Consider the following 12979-nt stretch of genomic DNA (forward strand, 5'->3'; position numbering starts at 1 on the left):
TCCCGACATGGACAAGAGCGATCTGGTCTGGACCATGACCTCGACCCTGCTGGTCTGGCTGATGTGCGTGCCCGGCCTGGCACTGTTTTACGGAGGCCTGGCGCGCAAGCGTTATGCGCTGTCCGTCATGACCCAGACGCTGGGCGTCTGCACGCTGGTGATCGTGCTGTGGTTCGCCTACGGCTATTCCCTGGTGTTCACCGAAGGCTTCGGCGGACTGGGCGGGTGGACGCGTCTGGGGCTGGCCGGACTGCACCAGGCGGGCGCGGAAAGCGCGCTGCCTCTGCTCGGCACGATCCCCGAATTGCTGTTCGCTCTGTTCCAGGCGACGTTCGCGGCCATTACCTGCGGCCTGATCACCGGCAGCATGGCCGAGCGCACCCGGTTCGGTGCGGCGCTGGCCTTCGCCGGCCTGTGGTTCACGCTGGGCTACATGCCGATCGCACACATGGTCTGGGCCGGCGACGGCTGGCTGCATCTGCGCGGCGCCCTCGACTTCGCCGGCGGCACCGTGGTTCACATCAGCGCCGGCGTGGCCGGCCTGGTGGGCGCGCGCTGGGTCGGCCCCCGCCTGGGCTACGGCCGGGAGGCCATGCTGCCCCACAGCCTGCCGATGAACCTGACCGGCGCCGCGCTGCTGTGGATCGGCTGGTTTGGCTTCAACGGCGGATCGGCGCTGGCCGCCAATGAGCAAGCCGTCCTGGCCGTGGCCAACACGCTGCTGGCCGCCGCCAGCGGTGTATTGGCCTGGGCGCTGGCCGAACGGATGCTGAAGGGCCGGGCCTCGCTGCTGGGCGCCGCCTCCGGCGCCATCGCGGGGCTGGTAGGCATCACGCCGGCCGCAGGCCTGGTCGCCCCGGGCGCCTCGCTCGTCATTGGCGTGCTGGCTTCCTGGGCCGCCTTCTACGGCGTGGGCAGTCTCAAGCGCCGTCTGGGCATCGATGACGCCTTCGACGTCTTCGGCATCCATGCGGTGGGCGGTATCGTCGGCGCGATCCTGACAGGCGTTTTCTATTGCGCCGATCTCGGCGGCCCCGGCCCCGCCGGCCTGGCGGCGCTGCTGCATCAGACCTGGCTGCAGGTCGAGGCCGTCCTGGTCAGCATGGCCTGGGCTGCGATCAGCGCCGTGATCTGCGCCTGGCTGGTGGATCTCCTGGTTGGACTGCGGGCCGCGCCTGACGAAGAACGCCAGGGCCTGGACGCCTCGGAGCATGGCGAGACCGCCTATCCGGACTGAGGCGCATCGCTTCCCGCCGAGGGCTCGCGCATCCCCGCCGAATAGATCCGGAAATGATTGCGACCCTCTTCCTTGGCGGCATACATGGCCAGATCGGCGGCCCGCAACAGTTCGCCGTCGCTCTGGCCGTCACGCGGGTAGAAGGCCGCTCCCATGCTGGCGGAAATCCGGACCGTGCGATCCCCCAGTGCGAAAGGCTGGGACAGGGACTCCAGGATTTTATCGGCGACCGGGAAGAGATCATCCGGATCCTGGATGTCTCGGATGATGAGCGTGAATTCATCGCCGCCCAGGCGCGCCACCAGATCCGAACTGCGCACACACTCGCTCAGCCGCCTGGCGACCAGGCGCAACAATTGATCGCCGGCCTCGTGGCCCCATGTGTCGTTGACCTCTTTGAAGTAATCCAGATCCAGGAACACCAGGCCGAACGGCAGACCACCCGAGCGGGACTGCTCAATGCTGAGGCGCAGGTTTTCCTGGAACATCTGGCGGTTGGGCAGTTGGGTCAGGAGATCATAATGCGCCTGATGCCAGATCGAGGCCTCGCGGCGCCGCTTTTCCGTGACGTCGGAAAACAGGCCGATGCGGCAATTCACGGTGCCGTCCGCGTTGTAAGAGGTATTGATCGACAGGCGTTCGACGTACTCCTCGCCCGATTTGCGCCGGTTGTGGATATCGCCGCTCCAGCGGCCGGTTTCGACCAGCCGGGCCCACATTGCCCGGTAGAAGTCCTCGCCGTGACGACCGGAGCTGAGCACGCTCATGGTGCGCCCGACCACTTCTTGCGCACTGTAGCCCGTCACCGCCGTGAAGGCGGGATTGATGTCCTGGATGACGCCATCGGCGTCGGTGACGACCATGGCCTCGCTGGTATTGGCATAGACCAGCGAGGCCCGCCGTGCCGAAGCCTCGGCGCGCTTGCGCTCGGTAATGTCGAACATGAGCCCAATGAGCGCCGGGCGGCCGTGCAGGGACATCAGCGAGCCGAATAGTTCCAGTTCGATCACGGAACCGTCGCCGCGCTGCGCCGAGGCCTCATGCCGCGCCCGGGCCGCAAATCCCGAGAACCGGTCCTGCACCCGCGCCTTGACGGTTTCGTAGGCTTCGCCGGCAAAGACCCGATCCAGAGCAAGCCCGCCCACCAGTTCGGCCTGCGAATACCCCAGCATGTCCGCCATCCGCGCATTGGCGTGAATGAAACGCAGGTTCTCATCCAGCATGAAAATACCGGCCACCGTATTGTCCGACAGGCCCTTGAACATGGACTGCGCATCGGCCAGCGCCGCATGCTCTTTCTCGATATCCCGCAGCAGTTGCTCGATGTGCGCCGCCGAATCGTTCAAGGCCCGGCCCAGTTCGCCCAGTTCGTCTCCGGGCGGCAAGGCCGAGCGGGCGGCATAGTCGCCCACCGCCAGGGAACGGCACTGTCGCACCAGCCCTTGAATGGGCCTCAGAATCTGCCGGGACACGACCCAGCCGGCCAGCGCCAGCAGCAAGAGATCCAGAAGAAACAAGGCGTAGGCGCCGTAGAGCGCCCGCTGTTGGCTGAGCCGGGCCTCGGAAACCAGTCCGTCCATGAACGCCTCGGCGTGCATCAACAGATCGGCGCCGGTCCGCATCAACCTCGCCACGGCGGCGCCGTCGTCTGCCGGAGCCGCGGCCAAAGCCGTCACGGCGCCGCGATGGCTCACCCAGGCCCGATGCACGTTTTGCAACTGCGGCGCCAGCGCCGCCGGCACCGGCGGGATGTCCAGATCGAAGACATGGCCGCCGAGGCGCAGCGCCTCGTGCACCGCTTCGAAGGCCCCCGCCAGGGTCTCCGTGGCGGAATCCCCCGGCGCCGGATCCCGATGCCCGGCCAGCGCCTCAAGGCTGATACGCTGGCTGAGCATGCGCATCTTGCCCGCGACGTTCAACGTGGCGGCCGTGCCGTCGCTTTCCCGCAGCAAGAACTGAACGATGGAAACGTTGCCGATGGCCAGCAGGATGACCAAGCTTAAAGCCACCAGGGCCTTCTGCCGAACGGTACGGGGAAGAAGATTGAGTCGCAAGGAGAGGCCTGGGAATATCGGGGTCGGAAACCGGGGTATTGCCGCCGGATGATTCTACCAACGAACCGCCAGACCGGATACCCGGAAAGATTCCAAAGGCTTTTCAGGCGTCCAGCGTGGACAAATCGATACGCTCGGCGCGATTCAGGGCGGACGCGACCTTGACGCGAAGGGCATTGGAATGCGCCTTGCGGATTTCTTTCTTGACGTCCGGCAACTGCTGTGGATGCATGGAGAATCCGGTCAACCCAAGCCCCAGCAGCATGCGGGTGACGCGGACGTCGCCCGCCATCTCGCCGCAGATCGACACGGGCTTGCCCACCCGTTCGCCGGCATTGATGGTATGCGCAATCAGGCGCAGCACCGCCGGATGCATGGGATCGTACAGAGAAGCGACCTCGCTGTCCCCCCGGTCGATCGCCAGGACGTACTGGATCAGATCATTGGTGCCGATGGACAGGAAATCCAACGCCTCGGCAAAAGGTTCGATGGCGATGGCGATGGCGGGAATCTCGACCATGGCGCCCACCTGCACGCCGGCATCATGCGGCAGGCCCTCCGCGCTGAGTTCGGCGGCGGCCCTCGCCAGTGCGCGGCGGGCGGCGTGGATCTCGTGCATGTGGGACACCATGGGAAACAGCACCCGGATCGGCCCGTGCGCGGCGGCGCGCAGCAACGCCCGCAATTGCGTATTGAACATGTCCGGATTGGCCAGACAATAACGGATCGCGCGCAGACCCAGCGCCGGGTTGGTGGCCACGGTCGCTTCGCCATCCAGTGTCTTGTCGGCGCCGATATCCAGTGTGCGGATGGTCACCGGCCTGCCCGCCATGGCGCGCACGACCGAGGCATAGGCTTGGTACTGCTCTTCCTCGCCGGGCAGGTCTGGCCGCCCCATGAACAGAAATTCACTGCGGAACAGCCCGATACCCTCGGCTCCGGCCGCCAGCGCATCGGCGGCTTCGTCCGGCAGCTCGATATTGGCCTCCATGCGGATACGGACCCCGTCGAGCGTCACGGCCGGCGCGAAACGCAGCGCCTTGAGCTCGTCACGCTCGCGCAGGAAAGCGGCCTGCCGCGTCTGGTATTCCCGCAGCACGGATTCCGAGGGATTCACCAGGACGTGCCCATTCAGCCCATCGACGACCAGTTGGTCGCCATCGCGCACCAGCGTGCGCACCAGCCCCATGCCGACCACGGCCGGAACATTCATGCTGCGCGCCACGATGGCCGTATGCGAGGTGGCGCCGCCCAGGTCGGTCAGAAAGGCCCCGAAGCGCCCCCCGCGCAACCGCATCATATCGGCCGGCGAGATATCGCGCGCCACCACGATCAGACTGCCGTCGGCGGCCACCGCATCGAGATTCGGAAGCCAGTGCACGGAACCGGACAGCACCCGCAGGACGCGCTCGATCACCTGGCGCACATCGGCGCCCCGCTCCCGCAGATAGGCATCCTCCATCAGAGAGAATTGCTCGACCAATATATGGCCCTGGGCCGTCAACGCCCACTCGGCGTTGTACTGGCGCTCCGCGATGAGCTGGCAGACCGACTGCACCAGCATGGGATCCTGCAGCAGCATGGCGTGCACGGAAAGCAAGACGCCGAGCTCGCGCGGCGCATCGGCCGGGAGATCCTCGGCCATCTGCCCCAGGTCGCGCACAGTGGCCTCCACAGCCTGCGTGAAACGCTGCTGCTCGGACTCGATGTCTTCTTCGGCAATGCGGTAGTGAGCGACCTCCAGCGAGGCCGCGCTCATGACGACGGCCCGGCCGATGGCATAGCCGCGCACCACGCCCTGCCCGTACAGGCACAAGGTGGAAGAGAGCGTGGGCGTAGCGGGTTCCGGCGGATTCATGCGGGATGCGGCCTGGCTTACTCGGTTTCTCCGAAGCGGCTCTCGAACAACGCCCGAATGTCGGACAAGGCCTGGGCTTCGTCTTCGCCCTGGGCATCGATCCGGACAGTGACGCCCAAGCCCGCAGCCAGCATCATCACGCCCATGATGCTCTTGGCGTTGACGCGCTGAGCCCCCCGCGAAATGAAGATGTCGCTGCGATACCGCCCTGCGAGCTGAGTCAGCTTGGCCGCCGCACGCGCATGCAATCCCAGTTTGTTCGAAATCACCAGATCGATGGAAGGCATGAAGATGTGTTCCTAGCAATCACACGGGGGTTCTGCATTCACGATACCGCGCAACGCCCCCTGGCGCACGCGTTCGCTGAAAGATTCGGGGTTTTCCTGCTGGTCTGTCAAGGCTTTGAGAACCATGCACGCATTGGTGCCGGTCAGCAAATGCACCATGTAGCCGTTTTCCAGCGCCTGGCGCCGTGCCTGGACGGCGATGTTGAACGGCGTCGCCCCGTACAGGTCGCACAGCATCAGGACTGGCTCTTGCGCGCCGTCTGCGCGCACCCAGTCGAGTATGCGCGCGGCCTGGTCCGCCGGATCGGCATCGGGCACGATATCGAAGACCGTCAAGTCCGGCCGGCGGCCCAGCACGTGCCGGGCGCAGGCCTGGAATGCCGCACCCAGGGGGTCGTGCATGACCAGGGCGATGCGGGTGCTCATGGCGTGCTCATGCGCCGGCGCCTACGGCCTGAACGAGGGCCTCGACGAAACGGCCGGCGACGTCGAAACCCGTCTGCTCGGTGATTTCGACGAAACAGGTGGGGCTGGTGACGTTGATCTCGGTGATGTAGTCGCCGATCACGTCCAGGCCGATCAGCAGCAGGCCGCGTTCGCCCAGCGTCCGGCCGACGGCCCGGGCCAGTTCGAGATCGCGCGCCGACAGCGGCTGGGCCCGGCCGCGCCCGCCGGCGGCCAGGTTGCCGCGGGTCTCGCCCTGGAGCGGGACGCGCGCCAGCGCGAACGGCACCGGTTCGCCGCCGATGATCAGGATCCGCTTGTCGCCGTCGCGGATTTCCGGGATGTAGCGCTGGGCCATGATGGTGCGTTCGCCCATCCCGGTCAAGGCTTCCAGGATCGCGCCCAGGTTCGGCTCGTCGGGCCGCAGGCGGAAGATGCCGCTGCCGCCCATGCCGTCCAGCGGTTTGACGATGACGTCGCCGTATTGCGCATGGAAAGCCCGCAGGCGCGCCATGTCGCGGCTGACCAGCGTAGGCGCCGTGTACTGCGCGAACTCGGTGATGGCGAGCTTTTCCGGGTGGTTGCGGATGGCCGCACCGGCGTTGAACACGCGCGCGCCTTGCGCCACCGCGTAATCGAACAGATGCGTCGCGTAGACGTATTCCATGTCGAAAGGCGGATCCTTGCGCATCAGGACGGCATCGAACTGCGCCAGGGCGCATTCGCGCGGCGCGGCGTCCTGCGTCCACCAGTCGTGTCCGTGCCAGTCGGGGTCGGCGCGCAAGCGCATCGCCGTGGCCGCGACCTGAACACGGCCCTCCTGGACATACAGATCGCCCATCGTGGCGAAACTGAAGTCATGCCCTTGCTTCGCCAGGCTGCGCATCATGGCGACGGACGAGTCTTTCCAGGCCTTCAGGGCCGGCAATGGATCGAGGACGAACAGAAAATGCATGGATACCTCTGGTGCCCGGGAGCGCCGGTATGACGACCGGATACCGCCCGCGGCACGGGAGGCCTCCGGTCAGCGGCCGGAATCAGACCGCATCGCCCTGCTTGCCGGGCTTCTTGCGCGGTGCCAGCACCATCACCATCTGACGCCCTTCGAGCTTGGGCATGGCCTCGACCAGAACGGTTTCGCCGAGATCGTCGCGCACCCGCTCGAGGACGCGCATGCCGAGTTCCTGGTGAGCCATTTCGCGGCCCCGGAAGCGCAGCGTGACCTTGGCCTTGTCGCCGTCTTCGATGAAGCGGCGCAGATTGCGCAGCTTGACCTGGTAGTCGCCTTCATCGGTCCCCGGCCGGAACTTGACTTCCTTGACCTGGATGATCTTCTGGCGCGCGCGCGCTTCCTGCTGGCGTTTTTGTTCCTGGTACTTGAACTTGCCGTAGTCCATCAGGCGGCAGACCGGAGGGCTGGCCGTGGGGGCGATTTCAACCAGATCGACGTCGTTCTGCTCGGCCATGGCCATGGCTTCGGACGTGCGGACAATGCCCAGTTGTTCGCCATCCACGCCGATCAGGCGGACTTCATTGATACGGATATCACCGTTGACGCGGTGTTTCTTTTCGGTTGCGATGTCGAAAACTCCTGTGAGTTGATGAAAAAGGGAGGAATCAGGCCTGCGCCGGTTCGGTCCCCTGCTGGCGGGTCGCGATCTCGTGCGTCAGCCGGGCGGTGAAATCCGCCACCGGCATCGCGCCCAGATCGAGGTTGCCGCGCCCGCGCACTGAAACGGCGCCGGACTCGCGTTCCTTATCGCCGACGACCAGAATATACGGGATTTTCTGCAGGCTATGTTCACGGATTTTACGGGTGATTTTCTCTCCCCGCACGTCGGAGAACACGCGCAGGCCCCGCTGCCTGAGATCCCGGGCGACCTGCTCGGCATAATCGGCGGAGCTGTCGGAAATGCAGCAGACCACGGCATGCTGCGGCGCCAGCCAGGCAGGCAGCGCCCCGGCATGGTTTTCGATCAGCATGCCGATGAAGCGCTCCAGCGAACCCAGGATGGCCCGGTGCAGCATCACCGGCGTGCGGCGCTGGTCCTGGGCATCGACGTACTCGGCGCCCAGGCGCTGCGGCATGGAAAAATCCACCTGGATGGTGCCGCACTGCCAATGGCGGCCGATGGCGTCCTTCAGGGTGTATTCGATCTTCGGGCCATAGAAGGCGCCCTCGCCTTCCGAGACTTCGTATTCGCAGTGGGACAGGTCCAGGCTGTCCTTGAGGGCCTGTTCGGCCTTGTCCCAGACCTCGTCGGCGCCGATGCGCTTTTCGGGGCGGGTGGCGACCTTGTAGAGGATTTCGGTAAAGCCGAAATCGGCATAGACTTTCTGCAGCAGCCGGGTGAAGGCGGCGCACTCGGCCTGGAGCTGATCCTCGGTACAGAAGATGTGGCCATCATCCTGGGTGAAGCCGCGCACGCGCATCATGCCATGCAGCGAGCCGGAGGGCTCGTTGCGGTGGCACTGGCCGAACTCGCCGTAGCGCAGGGGCAGTTCGCGGTAGGAATGCAGGCCGGCGTTGAAGATCTGCACATGGCCCGGGCAGTTCATGGGCTTCAAGCCGTACACGCGGTTCTCGGACTCCGTCGTGAACATGTTTTCTTTGTAGTTGTCCCAGTGGCCGGTTTTCTTCCACAGAGACAGATCCAGGATCTGCGGCGCCTTGACCTCCTGGTAGCCGTTGTCCTGGTACACCTGACGCATGTACTGCTCGACCTGCTGCCAGACCGTCCAGCCCTTGGGGTGCCAGAAAATCAGGCCGGGCGCCTCGTCCTGGAAGTGGAACAGGTCCAGTTCGCGGCCGATGCGGCGATGGTCGCGCAATTCGGCCTGTTCGAGCATGTGCAGGTAGGCGTCCTGGTCTTCCTTGCGAGCCCAGGCAGTGCCGTAAATGCGCTGCAACATTTCGTTGTTGCTGTCGCCACGCCAATAGGCCCCGGCGACTTTCATCAGCTTGAACACCCGCAGGCGGCCGGTGGAGGGCACGTGCGGGCCGCGGCACAGATCGATGAAATCGCCCTCGCGGTACAGGCTGATCTTTTCGTTGGACGGGATCGAGGCGATGATCTCGGCCTTGTAGGCTTCGCCGATGCCGCGGAAGAATTTCACGGCTTCGTCGCGCTCCCATTCCTCGCGCGTCACGACCTCGTCCCGGCGCGCCAGTTCGGCCATCTTCTTTTCAATGGCCTCAAGGTCTTCGGGCGTAAAGGGGCGCTTGTACGAAAAATCGTAATAGAAGCCGTTTTCGATCACCGGACCGATGGTGACCTGGGCATCGGGAAACAGGGTTTTGACCGCGTAGGCCAGCAGGTGGGCCGTCGAATGGCGGATCAGGTCGAGACCCTCGGGGTCTTTGTCGGTGATGATGCTCAGGCTCGCATCATGATCGATCACGTGGCTGGCATCCACCAGGCGCGCCGGCTGGCCATCCACGGCCAGCTTGCCCGCCAGCGCCGCCTTGCCCAGCCCGGTCCCGATGGAGCGCGCGACCTCGTGCACGGTCACAGGATGGTCGAATTCGCGCTGCGAACCGTCGGGAAGGGTGATGCAAACCATGTATGCGTGTCCTGAAAATGCGAAACGCGGCCTGCGCCGCGTCGATAAAAAGCCCGGATTTGCTATGCAGGAGGGAATTAATCAAGTGTAGCAATCAGGCGGGCAACAATCAATTTTGGACAACGGGCCTGCCGGTTTCAGAGCAGTGCGGCATCTGCCGGGGATCAGGACCGTTGCAAAATAGCCAAGAACAACAAAAAGCCGCCTCGCCATGACGGCTGGGCGGCTTTCGCGGCACGGCATAGGCCGGTGCGGAAATTCTGGTAGGCAGTACTGGATTCGAACCAGCGACCTCTACGATGTCAACGTAGCGCTCTAACCAACTGAGCTAACCGCCTCCAAGAAAGAACGCAATTTTAGGGAGAATTTCAAAAGCTGTCAAACCGTCCGCGATCCTCGGCGGCCGCCCTGCTTCGGCCTCCGATCAGCAGGGAGCGTGCCCAGCGCCGCGCCGGCAGGCCGGTGCGCGATTCGAGCTGCGCCGCCCGGTCCAGAAGATCCTGGCGCGACAGATCCAGCGCATCGCCCTTGAAGGCCAGCACCACCGTATTGCCTTCGTCGATTTCCGGCAGGCAAAGCACGCGGCCGCCGAAGGCGGCGCGAATCCCCCGCAGATTTTCCTCGAAGCTCTCATGCCGGCCGAACAGATTCACGCTCATCACGCCGGGCTCGTCCAGCACCCGGCAGCAATCCCGATAAAAAGCGGGATCGCCGCACACGGGGCCTTCGGCCCGGCTGTCGTACAGATCCACCATCAGCACCCGGTAGCGCCCCGCCCTGCCTGGCTCAGCCACCCAGTCCCGGGCGTCGGCATGATCGATCACGGATCGCGCGCTGCCCGGCAGGCGAAAGAACGCCCGGCACAGGGCCGTGACGGCGGGGTTGCGCTCGACGGACTCCACCGGGGCGCGGGTATGCCGCAACGTGAACCGCAGCAGCGAGCCGGCGCCCAACCCCAGGATGCCGATGCGATCCCGCGCGCCCGCCGTGACAAACAGCAGCCAGGCCATCATTTGCTGGGTATAGGCCAGCACCAGCTCGGACGGCCGGGCGATGCGCATCGCCCCCTGGATCCATTCGGAATTGAAGTGCAGGTAGCGGATGCCGTCTTCTTCGGACAAGGTCGGGAGGTCGGCCTCGAAGGCCTGCCGCCGCGTGGATCGCGCCATGCCTACACGCGCTCGAAGATGGCGGCGATGCCCTGCCCGCCGCCAATGCACATGGTGACCAGCGCATGGCGGCCCCCGACGCGCTGCAATTCATGCAGGGCCTTGACCGTGATCAGGGCGCCCGTGGCGCCGATCGGATGCCCCAGCCCGATGCCGCTGCCGTTGGGGTTGACCTTCGCCGGGTCGAAACCCAGTTCGCGCGACACGGCGCATGCCTGGGCTGCAAAGGCCTCGTTGGCCTCGATCACGTCGATCTGGTCCAGAGTGAGGCCCGCGCGCGCCAGGGCATTGCGCGTGGCCGGCACGGGGCCGATGCCCATATACTGCGGATCCACGCCGGCGTGGCCGTAGGATACCAGGCGGGCCATGGGCGTCAGCCCCCGGGCCTGGGCAGCCTGCGCGGTCATCAGCAGCACGGCGGCGGCACCGTCGTTCAGACCGGATGCGTTGCCCGCCGTCACGGTACCGTTTTCCTTGGCAAAGACGGGCTTGAGCTTGCTGAAACTCTCGGGGCTGGCATCGAAGCGCACATGCTCGTCCTGGTCGAACACGGCCTCGCCCTTGCGGGTCTTTTGCACGACGGGCACGATCTGCGACTTGAAGTAGCCCTGTTCGATGGCCCGGGCGGCGCGCCGGTGGGATTCCAGCGCCAGGGCATCCTGATCCTCGCGGCTGATGCCGTATTTCTGCGCCACGTTCTCGGCCGTCACGCCCATGTGGTACTTCTCGAACGGACATGACAAGGCGCCGGTCATCATGTCCACCAGACGCGAGTCGCCCATGCGCGATCCCCAGCGCTGCCCGATCGCCAGGTAAGGCGCGCGGCTCATGCTCTCGGCCCCGGCGCCGATGGCGATCTCGGCATCGCCCAGCATCAGAACCTGGGCGGCGGACACGATGGCCTGCAACCCCGAACCGCACAGGCGGTTGACGTTGAAGGCGGGAACAGCCTCGGGAATGCCGGCGTTCAGCGCGGCGACGCGCGACAAGTACATGTCGCGCGGCTCGGTGTTGATGACATGGCCGAACACGACGTGACCGACCTCGGCCGCCGCCACGCCAGCGCGCTCCAGCACGCTGCGCACCACGAGCGCCCCCAACTCGCAAGGGGCGGTATCCTTCAATCCTCCGCCGAAATCCCCGACGGCGGTGCGGCAGGCTTCAACGATGACGATGTCTTGCATGTTCGACTCCAGATGATGAGAATCAGCGCCCCAGCGCCTTGCGGATGGCGGAGGACAGTTCCTCGGCGGAAAATTTGGGCACGTAGCCGTTGGCGCCGACGCTGCGCACGTGATTTTCGTTGGCCGAACCCGACAGCGACGAATGGATCACCACCGGCATGGCGCTGAACCGGGCGTCCTGCTTGATGTTGCGCGTCAGCGTAAAACCATCCATCTCGGGCATTTCCAGATCGGTCAGCATCATGCAGACCTTGTCGTGGATGGTCTTGCCCTCGGCCTCGGCGGCGGCGGCCAGCGTATTCAGACGGTCCCAGGCCTCCTGGCCGGACTTGGTCATTTCATAGGGAATCTCCATCGCCTTGAGGGTCTGCTCCATGAGAGCGCGGGCCACGAAAGAATCGTCGGCCACCAGCACCACGGTGCCAGGCTTCAGGGTGAATTTGTCACCGACCTCCCGGGCATCGACCTGGTGGCGGTTTTCTTCAGGAGTGATCGCCTGCAGAATGGCCTCGACGTCCAGCACCTGGGCCAGGCGCGCCCCATCGTCGCCGCCTTCGGCAAGGCGGGCGATGCTGGTGATCAGGCTGGGGCCCGTGCCGGTGTTTTCGGCGGAAATGACCTGGTTCCAATCCAGCCGCACGATGTCTTCGACCGATTCGACCGTGAACGCCTGCGTGGTGCGGGAGTATTCCGTGACCAGCATCAGGGTCGGCGCGGCCGACAGCTTGCAGCCGATGATCGCAGGCAGATCGTAGACAGGAATCACCTGGTCGCGCAGTTGCACGACGCCGAGCGAGAATTTCGGCGCCCCCGCGATCGGCGTGATGGCGGGCATGGTCACGATTTCCCGGACCTTCAGCACATTGATGCCGAAGAGCTCGGATTTGCCCAGGGCGGCATCCGTGCCCAGGCGGAACAACAGCAGTTCAAACCGGTTCGTGCCGGTCAGGTTGGTGCGTTCATCGACTTCTTTCTGGAGTGAGCTCATGTCAGGCCTTTTCTTGGATGCGGGATCTCCGAACCGGAGATTCTAAAGGGCGCCGCCGCGTCATGCAGCCCCGGGCCGAGAATATACCCGGCACCGGATGCCCGCCCCCTTCGGTCCGTCGCTCCCATGACACATTAAACCAAGGCGGATAGGTTTTGGCATCCCGGAACGAAACCCGGGCGGCGCGGCCGTCC

General features: G+C 65.2%; 11 protein-coding genes and 1 tRNA gene. 1 reads left to right on the plus strand and 11 read right to left on the minus strand.

What is annotated here, in order from left to right:
* Positions 1-7 precede the first annotated feature (7 nt).
* The gene (locus ABRZ00_RS13325) at positions 8-1237 is read left to right on the plus strand and encodes an ammonium transporter (RefSeq protein ID WP_368641681.1); all 1230 of its coding nucleotides are present in this window, start codon (positions 8-10) and stop codon (positions 1235-1237) included.
* Here ABRZ00_RS13325 and ABRZ00_RS13330 read toward each other — a convergent pair.
* The 11 genes from ABRZ00_RS13330 to ABRZ00_RS13380 all read right to left on the minus strand — a co-directional run bounded on the left by ABRZ00_RS13330 (position 1225) and on the right by ABRZ00_RS13380 (position 12785).
* Positions 1225-3246, minus strand: coding sequence for a diguanylate cyclase domain-containing protein (locus ABRZ00_RS13330; protein ID WP_368644333.1), 2022 nt, complete (start codon positions 3244-3246; stop codon positions 1225-1227). The genes ABRZ00_RS13325 and ABRZ00_RS13330 overlap by 13 nt on opposite strands.
* A gap of 148 nt (positions 3247-3394) precedes the next feature.
* On the minus strand, positions 3395-5149 hold the full coding sequence (gene ptsP / locus ABRZ00_RS13335; protein WP_368641679.1) for a phosphoenolpyruvate--protein phosphotransferase: 1755 nt from the start codon (positions 5147-5149) through the stop codon (positions 3395-3397).
* A gap of 17 nt (positions 5150-5166) precedes the next feature.
* A complete protein-coding gene (locus ABRZ00_RS13340) occupies positions 5167-5436 on the minus strand; it encodes an HPr family phosphocarrier protein (RefSeq protein ID WP_343835354.1) in 270 nt (89 codons plus the stop codon).
* A 12-nt stretch (positions 5437-5448) separates the two neighbouring features.
* A complete protein-coding gene (locus ABRZ00_RS13345; protein WP_368641678.1) occupies positions 5449-5862 on the minus strand; it encodes a PTS sugar transporter subunit IIA in 414 nt (137 codons plus the stop codon).
* A 7-nt stretch (positions 5863-5869) separates the two neighbouring features.
* Entirely contained in the window at positions 5870-6835 is a 966-nt protein-coding gene (gene gshB / locus ABRZ00_RS13350; protein WP_368644334.1) for a glutathione synthase, read from the minus strand.
* Positions 6836-6917: 82 nt separating this feature from the next.
* Positions 6918-7460 carry a translation initiation factor IF-3 gene (gene infC / locus ABRZ00_RS13355; protein ID WP_343835902.1) on the minus strand — a complete coding sequence of 181 codons (543 nt, stop codon included), beginning with the start codon at positions 7458-7460 and terminating at the stop codon, positions 6918-6920.
* Positions 7461-7497: 37 nt separating this feature from the next.
* Complete coding sequence (gene thrS, locus ABRZ00_RS13360; protein WP_368644335.1) at positions 7498-9444, minus strand: threonine--tRNA ligase; 1947 nt, start codon at positions 9442-9444, stop codon at positions 7498-7500.
* 261 nt (positions 9445-9705) lie between these two features.
* A tRNA-Val gene (locus ABRZ00_RS13365) sits at positions 9706-9782 on the minus strand.
* 30 nt (positions 9783-9812) lie between these two features.
* Positions 9813-10613, minus strand: coding sequence for a spermidine synthase (locus tag ABRZ00_RS13370; protein ID WP_368644336.1), 801 nt, complete (start codon positions 10611-10613; stop codon positions 9813-9815).
* Positions 10614-10615: 2 nt separating this feature from the next.
* Positions 10616-11797, minus strand: a complete 1182-nt coding sequence (locus tag ABRZ00_RS13375) for an acetyl-CoA C-acyltransferase family protein (protein ID WP_368641674.1) — start codon at positions 11795-11797, stop codon at positions 10616-10618.
* 22 nt (positions 11798-11819) lie between these two features.
* Positions 11820-12785 (minus strand): chemotaxis protein, encoded by a 966-nt coding sequence (locus tag ABRZ00_RS13380; protein ID WP_368641673.1) that lies wholly within the window; start codon positions 12783-12785, stop codon positions 11820-11822.
* Positions 12786-12979 lie beyond the last annotated feature (194 nt).

Source organism: Castellaniella ginsengisoli, from assembly GCF_040955415.1.
Lineage (GTDB): Bacteria > Pseudomonadota > Gammaproteobacteria > Burkholderiales > Burkholderiaceae_B > Castellaniella > Castellaniella ginsengisoli.

Excerpts from the sequence above, each read along its gene's own strand:
- ptsP (WP_368641679.1), bottom strand. The coding sequence starts at position 5,149 with ATGAATCCGCCGGAACCCGCTACGCCCACGCTCTCTTCCACCTTGTGC.
- ABRZ00_RS13340 (WP_343835354.1), bottom strand. The coding sequence starts at position 5,436 with ATGCCTTCCATCGATCTGGTGATTTCGAACAAACTGGGATTGCATGCG.
- ABRZ00_RS13375 (WP_368641674.1), bottom strand. The coding sequence starts at position 11,797 with ATGCAAGACATCGTCATCGTTGAAGCCTGCCGCACCGCCGTCGGGGAT.
- ABRZ00_RS13325 (WP_368641681.1), top strand. The coding sequence starts at position 8 with ATGGACAAGAGCGATCTGGTCTGGACCATGACCTCGACCCTGCTGGTC.
- ABRZ00_RS13345 (WP_368641678.1), bottom strand. The coding sequence starts at position 5,862 with ATGAGCACCCGCATCGCCCTGGTCATGCACGACCCCCTGGGTGCGGCA.
- thrS (WP_368644335.1), bottom strand. The coding sequence starts at position 9,444 with ATGGTTTGCATCACCCTTCCCGACGGTTCGCAGCGCGAATTCGACCAT.
- ABRZ00_RS13370 (WP_368644336.1), bottom strand. The coding sequence starts at position 10,613 with ATGGCGCGATCCACGCGGCGGCAGGCCTTCGAGGCCGACCTCCCGACC.
- gshB (WP_368644334.1), bottom strand. The coding sequence starts at position 6,835 with ATGCATTTTCTGTTCGTCCTCGATCCATTGCCGGCCCTGAAGGCCTGG.
- ABRZ00_RS13380 (WP_368641673.1), bottom strand. The coding sequence starts at position 12,785 with ATGAGCTCACTCCAGAAAGAAGTCGATGAACGCACCAACCTGACCGGC.